The organism is Halegenticoccus tardaugens, assembly GCF_004116405.1.
Taxonomy (GTDB): domain Archaea; phylum Halobacteriota; class Halobacteria; order Halobacteriales; family Haloferacaceae; genus Halegenticoccus; species Halegenticoccus tardaugens.
In genome coordinates, this window is the sequence record NZ_SDIC01000002.1 from 98,001 (window position 1) to 116,787 (window position 18,787).

18 protein-coding genes are annotated in these 18,787 nt (G+C 63.3%); 12 read left to right on the plus strand and 6 right to left on the minus strand.

The genetic code is table 11. The features are described from left to right. Positions 1-193: 193 nt before the first annotated feature. Positions 194-493, minus strand: a complete 300-nt coding sequence (locus C3L37_RS04760) for a DUF4242 domain-containing protein (protein WP_129113494.1) — start codon at positions 491-493, stop codon at positions 194-196. A 171-nt stretch (positions 494-664) separates the two neighbouring features. Here C3L37_RS04760 and C3L37_RS04765 point away from each other — a divergent pair, with 171 nt between their 5' ends. The 7 genes from C3L37_RS04765 to C3L37_RS04795 all read left to right on the plus strand — a co-directional run bounded on the left by C3L37_RS04765 (position 665) and on the right by C3L37_RS04795 (position 9,847). Beyond that, positions 665-2,869 (plus strand): CDC48 family AAA ATPase, encoded by a 2,205-nt coding sequence (locus C3L37_RS04765; RefSeq protein WP_129113495.1) that lies wholly within the window; start codon positions 665-667, stop codon positions 2,867-2,869. A gap of 651 nt (positions 2,870-3,520) precedes the next feature. Continuing rightward, a complete protein-coding gene (locus C3L37_RS04770; protein ID WP_129113496.1) occupies positions 3,521-3,922 on the plus strand; it encodes a PaaI family thioesterase in 402 nt (133 codons plus the stop codon). A gap of 163 nt (positions 3,923-4,085) precedes the next feature. Beyond that, positions 4,086-4,421 carry a hypothetical protein gene (locus tag C3L37_RS04775; RefSeq protein WP_129113497.1) on the plus strand — a complete coding sequence of 112 codons (336 nt, stop codon included), beginning with the start codon at positions 4,086-4,088 and terminating at the stop codon, positions 4,419-4,421. 285 nt (positions 4,422-4,706) lie between these two features. Next, positions 4,707-6,152 (plus strand): aldehyde dehydrogenase family protein, encoded by a 1,446-nt coding sequence (locus C3L37_RS04780; RefSeq protein WP_129113498.1) that lies wholly within the window; start codon positions 4,707-4,709, stop codon positions 6,150-6,152. A gap of 407 nt (positions 6,153-6,559) precedes the next feature. Beyond that, complete coding sequence (locus tag C3L37_RS04785) at positions 6,560-7,450, plus strand: hypothetical protein (protein ID WP_394345785.1); 891 nt, start codon at positions 6,560-6,562, stop codon at positions 7,448-7,450. A gap of 5 nt (positions 7,451-7,455) precedes the next feature. Continuing rightward, complete coding sequence (locus C3L37_RS04790) at positions 7,456-9,168, plus strand: pyrroloquinoline quinone-dependent dehydrogenase (RefSeq protein WP_129113500.1); 1,713 nt, start codon at positions 7,456-7,458, stop codon at positions 9,166-9,168. A gap of 196 nt (positions 9,169-9,364) precedes the next feature. Then, the gene (locus C3L37_RS04795) at positions 9,365-9,847 is read left to right on the plus strand and encodes a hypothetical protein (protein ID WP_129113501.1); all 483 of its coding nucleotides are present in this window, start codon (positions 9,365-9,367) and stop codon (positions 9,845-9,847) included. A gap of 92 nt (positions 9,848-9,939) precedes the next feature. Here the strand turns inward: C3L37_RS04795 and fer are convergent, their stop codons facing one another. From fer to C3L37_RS04810, 3 genes are all read right to left on the minus strand, one after another. Continuing rightward, positions 9,940-10,419: a ferredoxin Fer gene (gene fer / locus C3L37_RS04800; RefSeq protein ID WP_129113502.1), complete on the minus strand. Its 480-nt coding sequence runs from the start codon at positions 10,417-10,419 to the stop codon at positions 9,940-9,942. 138 nt (positions 10,420-10,557) lie between these two features. Next, positions 10,558-10,986 (minus strand): VOC family protein, encoded by a 429-nt coding sequence (locus C3L37_RS04805; RefSeq protein ID WP_129113503.1) that lies wholly within the window; start codon positions 10,984-10,986, stop codon positions 10,558-10,560. Between the two features lie 169 nt (positions 10,987-11,155). Next, complete coding sequence (locus tag C3L37_RS04810; RefSeq protein ID WP_129113504.1) at positions 11,156-11,536, minus strand: cupin domain-containing protein; 381 nt, start codon at positions 11,534-11,536, stop codon at positions 11,156-11,158. A gap of 87 nt (positions 11,537-11,623) precedes the next feature. Between C3L37_RS04810 and C3L37_RS04815 the strand changes: the two genes are divergently transcribed. From C3L37_RS04815 to C3L37_RS04830, 4 genes are read left to right on the plus strand one after another with little or no spacing between them, the layout of a single operon-like run. After that, positions 11,624-12,520, plus strand: a complete 897-nt coding sequence (locus C3L37_RS04815; RefSeq protein ID WP_129113505.1) for an ABC transporter substrate-binding protein — start codon at positions 11,624-11,626, stop codon at positions 12,518-12,520. Next, the gene (locus tag C3L37_RS04820) at positions 12,517-13,503 is read left to right on the plus strand and encodes an ABC transporter substrate-binding protein (RefSeq protein WP_129113506.1); all 987 of its coding nucleotides are present in this window, start codon (positions 12,517-12,519) and stop codon (positions 13,501-13,503) included. Before C3L37_RS04815 ends, C3L37_RS04820 begins: the two co-directional genes overlap by 4 nt. Beyond that, positions 13,503-14,492 carry an ABC transporter substrate-binding protein gene (locus C3L37_RS04825; protein WP_129113507.1) on the plus strand — a complete coding sequence of 330 codons (990 nt, stop codon included), beginning with the start codon at positions 13,503-13,505 and terminating at the stop codon, positions 14,490-14,492. Before C3L37_RS04820 ends, C3L37_RS04825 begins: the two co-directional genes overlap by 1 nt. A 24-nt stretch (positions 14,493-14,516) precedes the next feature. Continuing rightward, entirely contained in the window at positions 14,517-15,248 is a 732-nt protein-coding gene (locus C3L37_RS04830; protein WP_129113508.1) for a class I SAM-dependent methyltransferase, read from the plus strand. A gap of 64 nt (positions 15,249-15,312) precedes the next feature. On the opposite strand, the gene C3L37_RS04835 is transcribed toward C3L37_RS04830, so the two are convergent. Further along, on the minus strand, positions 15,313-16,173 hold the full coding sequence (locus C3L37_RS04835; RefSeq protein ID WP_129113509.1) for a hypothetical protein: 861 nt from the start codon (positions 16,171-16,173) through the stop codon (positions 15,313-15,315). A gap of 158 nt (positions 16,174-16,331) precedes the next feature. Between C3L37_RS04835 and C3L37_RS04840 the strand changes: the two genes are divergently transcribed. Continuing rightward, positions 16,332-17,351, plus strand: coding sequence for a sodium:calcium antiporter (locus C3L37_RS04840; protein ID WP_129113510.1), 1,020 nt, complete (start codon positions 16,332-16,334; stop codon positions 17,349-17,351). 45 nt (positions 17,352-17,396) lie between these two features. Here the strand turns inward: C3L37_RS04840 and C3L37_RS04845 are convergent, their stop codons facing one another. Next, positions 17,397-18,683, minus strand: a complete 1,287-nt coding sequence (locus tag C3L37_RS04845; RefSeq protein ID WP_164974665.1) for an ABC transporter substrate-binding protein — start codon at positions 18,681-18,683, stop codon at positions 17,397-17,399. Positions 18,684-18,787 lie beyond the last annotated feature (104 nt).

Sequence of the window (18,787 nt, forward strand, 5' to 3'; positions counted from 1 at the left end):
ACACCTGCACCACCAATAAATATGACAACATGAACGAAAAAGTTAGCGAAACCGGCCAGAGAGACGCTGTATCGCTTCCGAAAGACCATGTCGGCTTCCTTCCACGACTACAGTCGTGGGGTTCCGCCTCGAATGTCGTCTGAACCGCCGCGTAATCCGTCGGTTTCGTCCCGGGATTCGACGTTCGCAACCGTCACTCGCCCGAGAGTGACTCCCCGCGTTTCGTGACCTTCGTGGCCGGGAGATCCGCCCGCTCAGCGTGTTCGTACACGGCGTCCTCATCCTCCGCTCGGTAGTGACAAAACGTTCCGACGATCCGATCCGCTTCAGTGGTCAGGACCTCCGACTCGACCCAGCGAATGGCCACCCCCTCCTCGCGGAGTTCGGCGAGGGTTTCGCCGGACTTCTCCGCCGCGGCCTCGAGACCGTCTCGCGAAATCGGTTCGTCGAGTTCGCGCAGGATCAGGTAGCTCTCCATGTTCTCCTCTGTCATCGTTCATGCCCCACTATGCGGGTAGTGATTGTAAATTTTCGCCTGAGAGTCCGCACGGCCATCACGACGCCAATTCGCGTCGCGTCGCCCGAACTCAGCAGGGGGCGGACACGTGAAGTCCGGGTGTGCAATTTATGCCCTTCGCCGTAAGAATACCTGACAATCGAAATTATGAAACTCACGGTCGACCCGCCGGAAGGCGGAGACGCGGGCAGCGGCGTGGCGATGGTAAGCCGCGAGACGATGCGCGAATCCGATCTCCGGAGCGGGGACTACGTCGTCATTCGCGGTCCCCACGGCGACAGGGCGGTCACGCAAGTTCTCCCGTCGGACGGCGCGAGCGGCACCATCCGCATCGACGAACAGCTACGGCGCACTACGGGCGTCGACGCCGGCGATCGAGTCACGGTCGAGAAGACGGAAGCCACGTCGGCGAATCGCGTCACGGTCGCCCTCTCCGAGACGATCGACACCGGCGAGAACGTCGCATTATACTTTCGGGACAAGCTGATCGGTCGAGCCGTCATCGAGGGCCAGACGATTCCGGTGACGCTCCGATCCGACGGGAGTTCGGAGACGATCGACGGAAACGTCCCGGTGAAGATCGTCGAGACGGACCCCGCGGAGACGGTCGTGATTCGAGACTGGACCAAGATCACCGTGTCGACGGAGACCGCCAACGACGTTTCGATCGGCGACGGCCCCGCCGGACGGAGTCCCTCCGGCGTCACGTACGGGCACGTCGGCGGACTCGAAGCGGAACTCGAACACATCCGGGAACTGACGGACTTGCCGATGCGCCACCCCGAGCTGTTCCAGATCCTCGGCATTACGCCGCCCACGGGGGTGTTGCTCCACGGTCCGTCGGGTACGGGGAAGACGCTGCTGACGACGGCTATCGCCAACGAAACGGAAGCTCACGTCGAACGCGTCTCCGGCCCGGAGATCGTCTCTAAGCGCTACGGCGAGGCCGAGGAACGTCTCCGCGAAGCGTTCGAGGCGGCTACACGGAATGCCCCCGCGCTCGTGTTCATCGACGATCTCGACTCGATCGCCGGAACCCAGGAAACGAACGGGAAAGCCGAACGCGGTATCGTCGCGCAGCTGCTCTCGCTTTTGGACGGTCTTGACGATGGCGATACGGTGACCGTCGTTGCCGCCACCGCTTCCGTCGACGCGATCGATCCGGCGCTCCGTCGCCCTGGCCGGTTCGACCGCGAGATCGAGATTGGCGTTCCGGACAAAGGAGAGCGAGAAGAGATCCTCCGCATCCACACCCGCGGAACGCCCCTCGGCGAGTCGGTCGATCTCGAAACGTACGCCGAGCGCACCCACGGCTTCGTCGGAGCCGACCTCGAAAACCTCGTAAAGGAGAGTGCGATGCGCGCACTCCGCCGCATCCGGCCGGCCGACCGGTCCCAATCGGAAGAGATCGATCCCACCCTCCTCGACTCGCTCCGCGTGACCGAGGCCGATTTCAACGAGGCGCTAACGGGTATCGAACCGTCGGCGTTGCGGGAGGTGTTCACCGAGGTGCCGGACGTCTCGTGGGACGACGTCGGCGGCCTCTCGGAGACGAAACAACGGCTCCAGGAGACAGTCCAGTGGCCGCTTGCATACCCGGACGCGTACGATCGAGTGAATTTGCGCCCCGCGACAGGCGTGCTACTGTACGGTCCCCCTGGGACGGGAAAGACGCTGTTGGCGAAGGCGGTCGCGAACGAGTCGACGAGCAATTTCATCTCCATCAAGGGGCCCGAGCTGCTCAACAAGTACGTCGGCGAGTCCGAGAAGGGCGTTCGCGAGATCTTCGCGAAAGCGCGTGAGAACGCGCCAACCGTCGTCTTCTTCGACGAGATTGACGCCATCGCCGGCGAGCGCGGCCAGCGGCTGAGCGACTCGGGTGTGGGCGAGCGCGTCGTCTCCCAACTGCTCACCGAACTCGACGGGCTCGAAGACCTCGAGGGTGTCGTCGTCATCGCAACCACCAATCGCCCCGACCTCCTCGACGACGCGCTCTTGCGGCCTGGGCGGTTCGACCACCACATCGACGTTACCGTCCCGGACGAACCCGCCCGTCGGGAGATCTTCGCGGTTCACACGAGGGACAAACCGTTGGCCGAAAGCGTAGACCTGGATTCCCTCGCCGAACGGTCGGACGGATGCGTCGGCGCGGATATCGAAGCGATCTGCCGGGAGGCGGCGACGATCGCAGTCCGCGAATTCGTCGACGACGGCAGCGAAACCGCCGACGCCATCTACGTCACGAGCAACCACTTCGATGCGGCTTTCGAAGCGATTGAACGCGGCCGCGACGGCTGGAAAACCGGCGTTTTCGACTTCGAGTTCGACATCGACGAGTCGACGGTCGAGTGACGGTGCCGACGCGTGAAGAAGGTTCCAAGCGACTTGATGGAGAGTGGCGGCCGCGATTGAGACGATAATCGGTCCGCCCGAATGGAAAAGCGACCTCCACCGGACCGTCGGCGAATCGGAAACCCAACGTGCGGGAAGAAACTGTTGGAGGCCATATCACCGATGGAAGAGTATCCGTAAGCTACCCACGACTACAGTCGTGGGCTTCCTCGCCCTACAGTTATGTGACAACGGGTGGTTCGCTTGCGTTCTCCATCATCATCCGGTAACATTCAAATAGAGTACCTTTTCAGCCTCGACGCACTAGCAGCGGTGTGAGCGATCTCGACATCGACCCATACGCCGCGTACTACGACTTCCAACCCGTTCACAGGCGTTCGCAGAACCCGATCTCAGGAAGTAAGCGCGCTATCGTCCTTCACGAACTCGGCCGCGCCGGTTCTCCATGCACCGATCGAGAGTGGGGTACGAAAGTAGAAGCGAAATGTCCAGCGTGCGGTGCGACCGGCAAGATTGTCGGCTGGCACGGGCGGACTAACTTCTATTCGTGTCACGCGTGTGACGCCGTGCTCAGCATCTCGTACTGACGATTTGCCCGGAGGTGGAAAGATTCCCGGTAGTTATTTCCGGTCATCCGGTCGTACACAACGCATGACGGTCGAAGACGAGTACGAAGCGATCTACGAGCGCGCTTCTCGGGATCCCTTCTGTACGTGGATCGGCGTCGAACTCGTGACGATATCGGAGGGATACGCCGAGGCAATCCTCAGGGTGAGACCCGACCACCTGAACTTCCACGGAACGCCGCACGGCGGTTGTGTGTACACGGTAGCCGACGCGGCGTTCGCGGCGGCGTCGAACTCGCGCGGCGAGAGGGCGCTCGCGATGGAGACGAACATGTCGTACCTGAGGACGGTCGAAGAAGGGGAAACGTTGCGCGCGGTCGCCGACGAAAACTACTGCGGGGAGAAAACCGCAGAATACGAGGTGGGCGTCTTCACGACAGCCGACGAGCGCGTCGCGACCTTCCGCGGGCGGGTGTACAAACCGTGAGCGTAAGCCGAGGCGTGAGTTCGATCCGAGGGACTGAGCGCAGACGGCGCTTCCACGTTCAGTGACGGCCCCGACGAGAGGCGCTCGTCTGTCGGGCGATAACGACGCCGCCGGAATATCCAGGCAGAAGGTTGAATGCGTTTCGACGGCCATTTAATGAGGCATGACTGACGACTTCGACGCGTTCAACGAGCAAGTGGAGACGAACCCCCAGACCGAGGATCCGCCGAGCGACCGCGGCGAGATCCCGAGTACTCGCTTCGAAGCGCAGGTGACGGACGTCGAAGTAGTAGGGGAGGACGACGATCGTCTCAAAGTCAGCGCCGAGACACCGGAGGAGAAGCGGGCGGACCGAGAGTTGGATGTCGACGAAGCCGGGCGTATCATGAGTCAACTGGACATCACCGACGCTCGGGCACTCGACGGTCAGCCGGTGTTCGTCTGGGAAGACGATGGCGGCTCGACCCACCTTGAATTCGACGTCGAGAACCTCGAATAATCGGTCGATCTCGGGTTTACCGTTGACCCGGTTTTCAGCCCTGAGCGGCCTCTATTCACGAACGGGTGATTTTGAACAGTACGCTAGACGATTTATGCGGGCACGTCTATAGCTACCACGAGACATGAGACGAGTACATCAGAGACGAATCAATAACGACGTGGATATCTATTCGGCTACCTGCAACGAGTCCAGAGAGTGCAGCCGTGCTGAGCAGCGTCGTCACGTCTCCAACGCAGGGTTGTACGATACCCTGACGGAATGGGGAGGCGGAGGACATCGATAATGTCCACCGAGCCGCGCGAGCGCTACGGGTGCTTCGTCGACGGGGCGTACGTGGACGGTAACGACGAGTTCGTCGTCGAGAATCCCTCCACCGAAGAATCAATCGCGAAAGTCGCCGACGCGGGCGAAGCTGGCGTCGAGGCGGCAGTCGCGTCGGCCAGCCGCGCGCACGAGGACTGGTCGACCATCGATCCCGCGGAGCGTGGCCGAATCCTTCGCGACGTCGCGGCACGTCTTCGGGACGTCGCGGGCGATCTCGCGTACATCGAGACGCTTGAGTCCGGTCGGCCGCTCTCGCAGTCAAGGGCGCTCGTCGATGGAGGGATCGACTACTTCGATTATTACGGCGGTCTCACGGACAAAATCCAGGGCGAGACGATTCCCGTCCCCGGCGAGCGGCTCGACTACACGGTTCGTGAGCCGCTCGGCGTCACCGGCCACATCGTCCCGTGGAATGCGACAGTGCTTCTCGGCTCCCGCAGCATCGCTCCGGCGCTCGCTTGCGGGAACGCTGTCGTCGCAAAGCCAGCCCTCGAAGCGCCGCTCTCTCTGCTCTCTCTCGCCGATGTCGCGACGGAGGCGGGCCTCCCCGAGGGCGTCTTCAACGTCGTTCCTGGCACCGGCGAGGTGACCGGGACGCGACTGACCCATCACCCGGACGTCGACGCTCTCGTGTTCACGGGATCTGTTCCGACCGGGCGGCAGGTAATGACCGCCGCCGCGGAAAACGTTACTCCGGTCGGGCTCGAACTTGGCGGGAAAAGCCCCTGTATCGTCTTCGAAGATGCGGATCTCGATCGAGCCGTCACGGATACGCTCAATGTCTTTCTCAATGCCGGTCAAGTCTGTTTTGCGACGACTCGACTCTTTATCCACGAAGAGGTGAAAGCCGAATTCCTCGACCGATTCGTCACCGCCGTCGAAGACCTGACGATCGGTGCCGGAGTGGACGACCGGGACCTCGGACCGCTCGTCTCGGCGACCGCACTCGACACCGTCGCCCGTTACGTCGACGGCTCGATCGACGATGGCGCAACAGTGCTCGCGGGGGGCGGCCGGATCGAGGGTGACGGCCACTTCTATCGACCCACCGTCGTTACGGCGGTCGACGACGATCATCCGATCTCCCGTGACGAGGTGTTCGGTCCCGTCGTGACCGTCTACGAGTTCTCCTCTGAAACCGAAGTCGTCCGGCGCGCAAACGACAGCGAGTACGGTCTCTACGCCGCCGTCTGGACAAACCGTCTCGACCGCGCCCACCGCATCGCGAACGAACTGGAGGCCGGTAGCGTCGTCGTCAACGAGTACCCGGCGACCTTTCCGCAGGCGCCGTTCGGCGGTTACAAAAAGAGCGGAATCGGCCGCGAGAAGGGCCTACAGGCCGTTGAGCACTACACGCAGCTGAAGAATATCACCATCTCGCTCTCCCCCAGTAGCACCCCCTGAAGGTAGCGTGAACCCCTCCAGGGTACCGACCGTGGCTCTCCTGAGAGGGATAAGATTCCCTGTAATATACCGTGACCGATGTGATCTAATCACAAGACAGGTACAAAGATAGTAGTGTAACAGAGATTGAAATGACATTACTGCGCGGAGCACTCGGGCGGTTCACCCATCGCAACGTCGTAACCGGACCATTTCGTCGTCCTGCGATCGATCCCGCGAAACCTCGACGCGCATCGAACGACGGTACGGGGTGTACGTACTTGCACTGCAGCGGACCGTTCGGGGCGATACCTGAATCGGATTCGTGTTAGAATGTATTTCAAAGTGTTTGGGGAAGTATGGCAATTTATATCATGATCGAAATTGTGAGATAGGCTGGAGGCTCCGGGAACGTGAGTAGGCCACAAATCACACGAGGCGACCGAGAACAGTTAACTGATACGCTCGATGTCAGCGCGTCTCTCGATGAGGAAGCGACATTGTCAGCGATAAAGCGGACGATCGAGGCAGGTACGGACGCGGACTTCGCTTCCGTCGGGACAGCCATCCGAAACGACCTCGCAGGGGAACTCGACGCCGAACTCCTCGAACGGGAACTATCGAATCTCGCGGCTCAGATCCAACGCCTTCCAGAGGTTCGGGAAGCGGGGATTCCAGGCGGTGAGAAGGAGCCAGCGGTGTTGTATCGTGACATCGCCGAACCCGGGTGGCACGTATACGATCACCTTCTCGACGTCGGCTTCTTCGAAAGTGCCGACGCCAACTCGCCGCGATTCGCGCCAGAACTCATCAAGAACACCGCGCACGAGCTTATTCGAGCCGACCCGTTGACCGCCGACCTGACCGACGTGGGATTCGACGAGCGCGAACAGCTCGCGCTCGTCATGAACGTGACGAACAACGACCTTCGGTTGGCTCGCTGGGTACCGACCAAGGAGATACCGGATGGGGTCGAATTCAACGTCGAGTTCGTCCCGCCACTCCACCAGCGGGCCATGGGCGGCGCGTTGCTGTGGATCAAGACGCTCGACGTCCACCTCTGGCAGAAATCGGTCCTGATCACCGATAGGATACTCGACGACGCGATCTGGGACGTAAAAGCGATGCTCGGCGGGCTGTACCTGTTGACGAAAGCCGCCCTCGAGGTCGCAGAAGGCGAACACGGATCACTCACGGACAGCCAGTTGACCGCGGCGCTGACAGCGGGCGCTGCGATCACGATCATTAATCAAGAAGAACTCTGCAGAGACGCGTTCTATATCACGGAAGAGATGCGCGCACCAAGCCGAGCGAGGTAAGATAAATGTCAATAGACGAAGATAGAGCGGTCAAAGCCGCACAGGACACGGTCGTCAGAGAAACGGACAACGGATACCGGGTGCTCGGGTCGCCCGACAAGTCAGTCACCCACCAACACGACATCGACCGCATTCCGGAAAAAGACGTCACTCAGGAGATGCTGAGTGAAACCGGTGAGAATCCCGAGAGCTGGCTGATGTACGGCGGTGGCTACGAACAGCACCGCTACACTACGTGCGATATCATCACCCCTGACAACGTCGGGGACCTTGAGCTCGAGTACGAGATGCGGGTCGGTGCCGGCTCCAGCATGGAGGGGACTCCGCTGATCATCCCCGGGGATCCCCCAATCATGTATCAGTCCAACGGACCGAACCACGTGAAGGCGATCGACCCTCGCGAAGCGGACGTCCTCTGGAGCTACACGTACGCGGTTCCGTCGGACGTGGTGCTCTGCTGTGACGACAACAACCGCGGCGTCGCCGTGTGGAAGGACAAAATCTACATGGCGACGCTCGATTCGGGAGTCGTCGCCCTCAACCGGTACACGGGCGAAGAGGAGTGGTACACGAGCACCGCAGACCACGAGCGGGGGTACTCCGCGACGTGGGCGCCGATCGTGCACGATGGGACGGTGTATACCGGAAGTGCGGGCGGCGAGTACGGCGTACGGGGGTTCCACACCGCCCTTAACGCCGAAACCGGCGAGGAGAAGTGGTTCACACGAACGTGTCCCGAGGAGGAGTGGGTCGGCGACAGCATCAACCAGGCAGCGGGCACCAACTGGATGACGGCCACGTTCGACGAAGAGCGGAACCGACTGTATCTGCCGATCGGTAACCCAGGCCCCGACTTTGACGGATCGGTACGCCCGGGACCGAACCGAAACACCTGCGGGACGCTGTGCCTGGACGCCGAAACGGGCGAGCACCTCTGGTTCCACCAGGAGTCGCCGCACGACGTCTGGGACTACGACTCAGCGTGCCCGCGCGTCCTCATCAAGGATCTCGAGATCGAACACCGGAACCAGACGAAGGACGTGGTCGTCGACGCCGGGAAGACGGGCTGGGCGTACACGGTCGACGCGGAAACCGGAGAACTCATCGAACGGAGCGAGCCGGGCATCCAACAGTTGAACATGTTTGGCATGATCCCCCACATCGACGAGGGAAGACGGGGGACGTTCATGCCGGGAGGGATGGGCGGCAACGACTGGCAGCCGCCGTCCTACAGCCCCGAGAACAGGCTCATCTACTACAAGATGCACAACAACGCCCAGGAGGCGTGGTGGCGGTTCGAGGATTTCGAGGAAGGCAAGAAGTATTGGGGCGGAATCCTTGAAGATGAAACGGAGGACATGCCGGACGACTACAACGGACACATCGCGTCCATCTCGGCGATCGATCCGGCGACTGGCGAGCGCGTCTGGCGCGACTGGATCGACGGTGAGACCTACCTCTGGGGCGGTACGATGACGACCGCAACTGGACTGATGTTCGCCGGTACGCAGAACGGCAACATGATCGCCTACGACGGTGCCACCGGAGATCGCCTCTGGGAGTTCGACTGCGGCGACAAGCCGATCTCCGGCGATCCAGTGAGTTGGTACGACCCCGGCACCGAAAAGCAGTACGTCGCCATTCAGATCGGAGGCAGCGGCTGGCTACGCCGCGGTCCGCGCGACGACCGACTCGTCGTCTTCTCGATGTCGGCGTAACGTCGCGGCCGTTCCCTTCATCTTGGCACCGCTGAGCAGACGGCTGTTTTCCACCTGGTAGTAAACCGTCGGCGACCACACACGGTGAGAGCGGTGTACTCTGGTTGGACGAGGTCGACTCAGCGGCGCGACCGCGGGGTGGATCTGCTCCGTTCGAGGCCAAACATATATGATGCCACGTGGTAATTGTCGGCATATGACGCAGCCGACCATCCACAGACAGACCCCGGAAACGAGGACGAAGACGGAGACGGAACCAGAGTCGCAAACCGCGGTCGACGGCGACGCCGAGACAACGGTCGAGGGCATCATCGACGAGATGATTCAGTCGCGAATCGGCGAACTTGAAGCAGAGATCGCGGCGCTCGAACGCCAGTTGGAGGCGGTCGATAACTACACCAAGATTAGCCTCAACGAGCGGAAGATCAAACAGTCGGAAGAGAACCTCCTGGAGTTTTCGGACTCGCTTACCGGATTCGCCGAGAAGGCGTTCAACGACATAAACGAGATCGAGGATCGACTCGATACACAGGCGTTGCTGTTGGCGTCAATTCTTGAAGCCCTGGACGACGAGGGCGTCGACGTCGATCTCACGGCAGTCGAACGGTTCCAGAAGGAGAACATCGTGACTGGTAGCGGTCCAGAGAAACGACTGGAGGAAGCCGTGAACAGGCTCTAACGGCGGTATCTGATCTTCCGAGTCGGGAGACGGATGGCGGGCGAAGCGACGACACCGCGTCCGATCGCACGATCACGGAACACGTGGGTTGGTTACACGTCTCGAACGCCGATGACGCGATCCTGGAGATAGTCGAGGTGCTGTGCGTTGTACACGATCTCGACCTCGTCGCTCACCGCCAGCGCCTGGCAGGTGAGGATGATGCGCTTCTCTTCGACCTCCTCCTCGGTGAGGATCAGGTCCATGTCCATCTCGACCTCCCCGTTCGCGAGGATTGCGGCGCAATTCGCACATGAGGCGGCTCGGCACTCGAACGGCCACTCGTGGGAGCGGTCCTCGGCGGCGTCGAGGATATATCGGTGTGCGCCGGCCTCGAACGTGCCGAAGTCGGCGGCGCTGAGATCCGCCTTCGCCGCTTTCTTGAACAGGTCCTCGTCGTCAGTGGTCCAGCCGTGCTCGTCCAGTACTTCGTAGTTGAGGTACTTCACGGTGGATGTCTCCTCCGGCTTGTCCTCGTCGCGGTCGGCGTCCCGCCCAACCTTGATGTTCGGGAGCTCCGTGTCACCCGGCATAGAGGTGGTATCGTAGCCCTCGTACTTAGCCGTAGTGCCGGCCTGTCCGGGCGGGCCGGTCGTTTCGCGGCGGTTCGTCGGCGACGGTGTACTATTTCCACCTCGTCCGAATTCCGACGAGGCGACAGCCTCCGCCGGTCACTCCACGTCGTCGTGGGTGAGGAGGTCGCGCTCAACCCCGGGGGGGAGGGAATCGTAGGTGACGACTTCCAGCAGGTTCCCATCCGGATCGAGGAAGTAGAAGCCCTCGAACTCGCCCCAGTCGTAGGGGCCCTGTTTGGGGAACTGGCCGTCAAGCGCTTCGACCAGCGCTTCGTACGTCGTGCGGTCGGTCGCGAACGCGACGTGCGCCTTGTCGAGGGGGTGATCGAGTCCTTCGGCGTCCCAGTTCTCGGCGCGCCCCGTCTCTGCCAACGTGACGACGGTATCGCCGGCTCTGAACATCGCGTGCTCTCCGCGGAAATCCGACGGCGGTCGGAGGAGGGTGAGTTCGAGCACGTCCCGATAGAACCGATAACAGTCGTCGAGGTCGTCGACGTCGACGTTGATGTGATCGACAGCGTCCATATCCTCCAACGTGGCTATGGCGTAAAGAGGTTTTCCGATCCTCCAAGGATCGAGCGAGAAACTTCCACTCGGTGCGGTACCGAAACATCGCGAATCGGGTTGCGACGGGTGACGTTGCGCCGCGTGACCCGCCCCCTCGGCGGTTACGTCGAAGACGAAGAGTCGCGGATCAGTCGTCCGATCCAGCGGAGAGGTGCTCCGATCGCTGGGGACGTGTTCCCCATCGCGGGGCCTCTCGGGGGGGGCTGAGAACGCCGATACCGATGGCCGGTTCTTCACCGCGGTTCTCGGCACCGTGGAGTTCGTTGCTCGGAAACACGTACGAGTCGCCGGGGTTCAGCCGATGCTCTTCGCCCGAAACGAGAGCCGTCAGAGCCCCGCTGATAACGTACCCGATCTGTTCGTGGTGATGATGGTGGGTCGGAAGCGTGGCCCCCGGTTCGACCCGCCAGAATTTCATGGACGTTCGTTCGCCTGCCGCGAGATCGGCCAGATATACGCCCTCTGCAACCTCTTGCGGTGCTCGGTCGGCCTCAGTGACGCGTTCCATGGTTTACTCCACCCTCCTGGTGGATAGCTCGCTATATAAAAATTCGTCCGTTATTTTTATGATATACTGGGCTGTCACTGAGTACGTATGCCAACTGCCGCCAAGGTGAGGCTGTTTCACCTTCCGTTCTCGTTCATGCTCCCTCAACGGGTGGCGAGCCGAGAGGGATACTTCGAGGACGAAGGTCTCGACGTCGAAGTCGTTGAGCGCGACCGACGGGACGTAGATTGGAAGTACATCCCAGCGGACGAGACGTTGACGGGCGATTACGGCGTCGATCTCTATCCTGTGTGTAAGTGGGAGAGCATCAAGCGAACGTGGGAGATGGACGACGGACGGATTGTCGCGAAGGGAACCTTCGCGGACCAGCCGTACGCCGTATTCACGCGTCGGGATGACATCAAGACGCCCGACGACCTCGCCGGCGTTCCCGTAGGCGTGAACCGCCGGACGGGTCAGGAGTACACCGCTCTCAAAGCGCTTGAAGAGCACATGGCCCCGGAAGCGGTTCGATTAGCTCACCACGGGATGCCGACCGATCGCCTCCGGGCGCTACGCAACGGCGATGTCGACGCCGTAATCCTGTTGGAACCACATAGTACGCTCGCCGAACACCTCGGGTTCGACCGCATCATGGAGTTTGAAAACCACATGGGCATTGTCGGGGCCGACGGGCTCGAAGGAAATGTGGTCGACCTGTTCATCCGCGCCTACGCGCGCGCCGCCGCGGACATCAACGCGAACCCACGGGCCTACCGCGAGCAGTACCTCTCGATGCTGGAGGTCGACGCGACGGTCGCCCCCGACCTGTTCGAGGACGTCGACCTCGACGCGCTCCGGGCCGACCTCGACGTCCCCAGATACGACATCCCCGAGCCGGCCGACAGCGTCGAACTCGATTCTCACCTCACCTGGATGAAACGGCGGGAGCTCATCGACGACGACGCGGACATCGACGCGATCGTCGCCCCCGGTGGACGATGACCATCGAAACACAGCAGGCCGCACTCGACGAGCACCACGACGACCCAGAGGACCTGCCGGTGATGCGAGCCCGATTCGAACACAACGGCAGTCCCCGATACATGCTCTACGCGATGAAGCGCCTCGGGCTGGACAAGGAACACGGGTTTCATCTCGACGTAAAACTCGTCTCGGACGAACTCGAAGGCGGGATGGAGACCGTCGAGGCGCGGCTACAGGACGGCGACGCGGATCTCATCGACATCGATTACATCTCGACGGCGCGCGAACGGGCTCACGGCGCGCCCATCGTCGCGTTCCATCCGTACGGCCGAACCGTCGGTGGACTCGTCGCCCCCGAAGAATCGGGTATTTCCGAGTTGACGGATCTGCCGGACCGTCGCGTCGGAGTGGTCCGTCGACTCGATAAGAACTGGATCCTCGTTCGCGCCGCCTGTCGGGAGTATCACGGGTTCGACCCCGAAGTGGAGGCTACGTCGGTCGAAGCCGGATCGAAGGTCGGCCTGACGCGGATGCTCCACGACGGGGAAGTCGACGCAATCCTCCAGTTTTGGCCGATCGTTCCCGAGATCGTTGAACGGGGACCGTACCGCGAGGTGCTCCCGATGTCGCGGCTCGTCCAGCGCCTCGCCGGCACCGACAACAGGCTCCCCGTCTCGACGTTTCTCACGAGCGAGGACTATCTCGCCCGTCAGCCGGACGCGGTTCGCCGGTTCAAGCGCGCGTACAGGGACGTCGTAGACCACCTCGTGACCGACGATCGGCTGTGGGAGGAGATCGGCGAGCGGTTGATGACGTACGACGATCCGGCGATCGTCAACGCTGTCCGGGACGGCTGGCGGGACATGGTCGTCCGGGATTGGGACGCCGACACCGTACGCGGGATGGAACAGCTGTTCGAGCACTTGCTCGGAGTCACCGGTCCCGACGCGCTGGGCGTCGATCACGTTCCGAGCGGGACGTTCCGGTTGGAGGTCGAGTGATGGACACGGTCACGTTTCAACTCAACTGGGAACCGAACGGGTTTCAAGCGCCATACTTCCTCGCCAGAGCGCGCGGTTTCTACGAAGAGGAGGGGCTGGACGTGCAGTTCGTCGAGGGGCACGGCTCGCCGTTCGCCGCCGAGCAGGCGGCCCGTGGACGAGCGGACGTCGGACTGGCGGGCGCAAGCGCAGTGCTCTCGAAACAGAGCGAAGGGTTCGACCCCCTCGCCGTGGCCACGGTCACGAAGAAGACGCCAGCTGCCATCTACACCCTCCGCGACGTCTTCGGCGAGCCGCTCACGCATCCCGAGCAGTTGGCGGGACGGACCGTCGCCCCCTCGGCGACGAAGACGCGCATCCTCGCAGCCCAACTCCTCGAAGACGTCGGAATCCGCGACCGGGTCGAGCTGCTTTCGGTAGATCCGAACACGCACCATCGCGTCGAACACAAACTTCTCGACGGTTCGGTCGACGCCGCGGTCGGAGTCGTCACGAACGGCGTCGAACTCGAACGCGACCACGGCCGTACGGCCGACGAGCTCCCTATCGGCGACTACCTCGGCGTCTATGGCATGACGCTCGTGACCAACCGCCGGTTCGCCACCGCGAACCCCGAGACGATGCGCTCGTTTCTCCGAGCAACCGCGCGGGGGTGGGCCGAGGCGACGACCGACCCGGCGGCGGCTATCGAGGCGCTCGTCGCCCGCAACGCGACACTCGAACGACGCCGCGTCATCGAGATGCGTAAATTCGAGGTCGCCGCCGACGGGTTACAATTCACGGAGCACGTTCGGACGGACGGCTGGGGAGCCCACGACGCGGAACGGTGGCACCGGCTCGGGTCGATGCTCTCGGAGACTGCGCTCCTTGATGGACCCATCGACCCGGACGCCGTCTGGACGAACGAGTACCTCGACACGGATGCGCCCGTCATTCGACGGTACGCCGCCCGAATCGGGCGGGACGGGGTCGATGAGACCGCTACGTGACGTCGGCGTTCCGCCCCTCGCGCGATGACGTACAACTTCGGCGTCTATCACTGGCGTCGACGCGCTCGGACGCTCGTCGCGAGCGCTCTCGCGGTAGCGGTCGGGGCGCGTCTCTTTGGTCGACGCGGACACATTCGTCGTCTGCTCGCCGCGGGGCTTGTTCTATGGGGACTCGATACGGGAGGGGACGCGCTCTCCCGGCTCCTTCGCCCGCCACCGTGGAGGCCTGACCGGGAGAAGTACGAGGCGCTTGCGGCTGAACTCCCCCTCGGATCGGCGAATCGGCTCCTGGATGTGGGCTGCGGTACCGGTCGCTCGCTCGTCGGTCTGGCGTCCCGACTCCCGGGGGACTGTACGGCGGTGGGAGTCGACGTCTTCGACGATCGCGTCATTCTCGGCAACGGGCCGAGGCTGGCCCGCCGAAACGCCGCCAGGGCGGGCCTTGAAGCTGCAACCGTCCGCGGCGACGCGGCCCGGCTCCCCGTCGCGGACGATTCGGTGGACGTCGTGACCGCCTGTCGAGTGCTACACGACCTTCCAGCCGAGGCCGCCCAACGGACGCTCGCAGAGGCACACAGGACGTGTAAACCTGACGGGGCGTTCGGCGTGCTCGAACTGCCGCTCCCACACGACAAATCCGCCGACCCGGTCGCGTACTGGCGCGATCGCGTCGCGGACGCCGGATTCACCGTCACGACTGTGAGAGACATCGAACTGGAGCGGGGGCGGTACATCATCGTCGTTGCCGAGCCGTAGACGAGTCCCGCCAGCACTCGCGTATCTCTCCGATGCGCGCCCTGCCCGTTCTCGCGTTGCGCACTCACGGGAGCAGCAGGCGCGATCGGACGGAGGCTGCCTCGCCTCGGTCCGCCACGGCGGCGTCGGCGAGCGCGGCGTCGCAGTCCCGACAAACGGACTGAGCGACGAGGTGCGGTTTTTGGCAGCAGGGATCGACGCGATCTTCCGTCACGACGGGCGAACCGTCGCAGGACGGACATTGCCCGAGACACAGTCGCAATCCCGTCAGGACGGACTGCCGGCGGTCCCGGTCGAACTCGATCCACCGGTCAAGGCGTTCCCGAAGGATCTCTGCGGCGGCGACGTCCGCAACGAGGGCCGCCTCCGACTCCCACCGGACCGATTTGTTCCCGTCCACGACGAAGGAACGCGCGCCGTGGCGCGAGATCGTCTCGGCGTCGAACAGGGCGCGCACGTCCGACGGCTCGACGCCGCGTTCGCGGACATCTCGAATTCGTTCGGTCCACGCGTCCGCGAACTCCGCCGTGAGATCGGCGGCGTTGTCGTTTCGGACGACTCCGTCGAGTTCGAACGGCGTCTCGTCCGCCTCCCCCCCTCCGGACACACGTTCGCGTTCGGCGAGACGACCTCCGCCGAGCGACCGATCGACCGGGGGCTGCTTGCCGAACAGCCGGAGAACCCACGCCGGAAAGTAACGTTTCGTGAGCGCGGGCGTGCCGGGGACGAGGTATCCGCGGGCGTAGATGACGGCGAGGAACGCGACGAACGCGACGAGACCGACCCACGCGAACGACGCAAGCGTCAGCGCGACCGCGACCGCGGCGGCGACGAACACGTTCACCGCCGTGCAGGGCGCACATCGATTCTCTCCGGTGTACTCCGGCTTACGAACTCGGGCTATCGCCTCGTCGAGCGCTGCCATACGTTACTGACCAACGGCGAGTCGGGAAATAACGTTGACGCCCCCTCGACCGAGCGCGACGAACGCGAAAACCGACGTGCCGACCGATGGCTCCTCGGTACGACTCCTCGTCATATCCCCTGCGAATGGTATAAGTCGCCATCGGGAGACATCGGATCATGTCGCTCAGCGTCCCGCCGGTCGTGATCGGGCTGCTCCTCTTTCTCGTCGGGGTCGCACTCGTCGTCGGAAGCGTCGAAACGTTTGTCGAAGCGATCGCCGAAAGCGCGCTTGGACTCGGCGTGTCGGGGTTTTTTCTGACGGTCGTGCTCGCGGGTGCGGACTTGGAGAACGCCGTGCTCGGCGTCGCGGCCGTCTCCGAGGGACTCCCGGGACTGGCGCTCGGGACGGTGTTCGGTGAGGCGCTGTTCATCCTCGGGGTGGGCGTCGGCCTCGCCGGTGTGTTTACCGCCTTTGAGACGGACGTGCCGCGAGCGTACCTGCTCTTGATGCTCGGCGCGCCGGCGTTACTTTTGGTGCTCTCGCTCGACGGAACGCTCGACCGCCTCGACGGCGTCGTTCTCACGGCGGCGTATCTCCCGTTGCTCCTCGTCGTGTACGGTCTCGAACGGCGGTCCGACGCGCGCTATCTGGCCGCAGACGCTCTCGACGGCGGAACCGACGAGACGTTCGAACTCGACCTCGACTTCGATCTCGACGTCACGGAACCGCACCTCGATCGACTCCGCGAGCGCTACGAAGGTTGGTTCGAACTGGGCGTCGCCGTGCTGGCAGCCGTGGGAATGGCGATCGGGTCCGAACTCGCGGTTACGGGCGCTCGGAGTCTGCTTACGGCTTTCGGCGTGACGGGCCTCGCGTTCGGTGCCACGGTTATGAGCTTCGTCGCCTCGATCGAGGAGGTGCTCCTGACGGTCGAACCGGTGCGCCGGGGAGCGCCCGAGATCGGCGTCGGCAACGTCGTGGGAAGCATGCTGTTTTTCGTGACGGCGAACGCCGGCATTATCGCGTTGATTCGTCCCATCGACACGAGCGGAGCGGTGTTTACTGTCCACTGGCCGTTCTTCCTCGCGCTGTTGACGGTCGTGGGGGTCGCTCTCGCGCGTGGACGGGTCGGGCGCACGACCGGTGCTGTGCTTCTCGTCGGATACGCCGCCTACTGGGCGGCAAATCTGCTCTGATCGAGGTGATCGACTGAGACGAGTGTTCGAGCGCGTCGACGCCGCTCACGGCGTGAGCAATTTGGCTTGATCGAGCGCCGTCTTAAGCCGCTGCCACTCTTCGAACCGTTGCCACCCCCATCCGTCGTCGCAGACGGCACCGCTCGGTCCGAACCGCTCTACCGCATCGGTCAGGTTCTCGGCATCACGCCCGGTAGCGTTGGACCTCCCCTCGCCGATCGTCCCCACGACCCGCTCCGGGTCGGTGACGGCCGCCTCGTACCCGGCGAGCGTTCCCGCGAGAAACGCGAGCACGGCCTGTGGACGCGTTCGCGCCACACGCTCTGTCGTCACGATCGTCGGCCCGTAGATGGGGAACTGATCGGCAACCGAGAGGACGTCGACCGTCAGTCCCTCGCTGGCCAGGTCCTGCGGATCGGTGAACGTTCCCGTCACGACGTCGGCGCGGCCCGATTCGAGGGCCGTTCGCTCCTCGCCGTCGACTTCGACGACTGTCGCGTCGTCAAGTAGCCGCAGTTGCGAGAGGAAGAGTCGCCCGAGAACCCCAGCCTCGGAGTTGCTCGACAGTCCAATGCGACGTCCGCGCAACTGCTCGGTGCGCTCGAGCCGCTCCCCGAACACGCTCCGCGTCGTGTACAGCACCGTCATCGCTCGCTGGAAGAGGGGTGCGAGTGGGACGACCGGGGCTCCGGCCGCCCGTGCTCGGATCGTCGTCGCCGCCCCGGCGACGGTGACGTCCACGTCGTCCGTCAGGAGCGCCTCGACGGCGTCTCCGGACCCTTCGAACGGTCGAAGCGTGACGTTCACACCTCGTTCTCGGTACCGGTTTGCGTCGATCGCGGCGAACAGTGGCGCGTGAAGGACGTTCGGATGCCAGTTCAACCCGACGGTCAGCGTCACGTCGGCCGAATCGAGCATGGGGATGTCGTCCGGTCGGAGCCTCTCTGCACCCAGTTTGCCCGCCACGGCAACCGCCTGTTTCAGAAGTGCGGTCGCGTGCGCCGCGTACACGCGTCGAATCGTCTCTCGAACATCGGCGTCGCAGGCCCACGCCTTCGGGGGGCGACCTCGAATATCCCGTCGGATAGTCGTCTCTGTGATGATGTTCCGCTCGACGAGACGGGCGACCGCTTCAGTGACGGCGCGCTGGCTTTCGCCCGTCCCGACTCGAATTTCGAGGCGCGTGGCGGGCGTGTCGGCGAACGTCGGTTCCCGCTCGCGGAGGACGAGATACCCCAGAACGCGAGCCGCTGCTCGACCCAGTCCGAGTGCCAGGCGCTCGATCAACTCTTCGTCCTCCTCGGACAACACTGGATACTCCTGGGTCCGCATCATTCCACGTCGGTGCTTGAGGGGTATAATACTTCTCGGCGGACGGCCGGCCGTGGTCGTATGGCGCATCGAAGTGTCCTCCTCCACGCCCTCAAGGGCGTGGC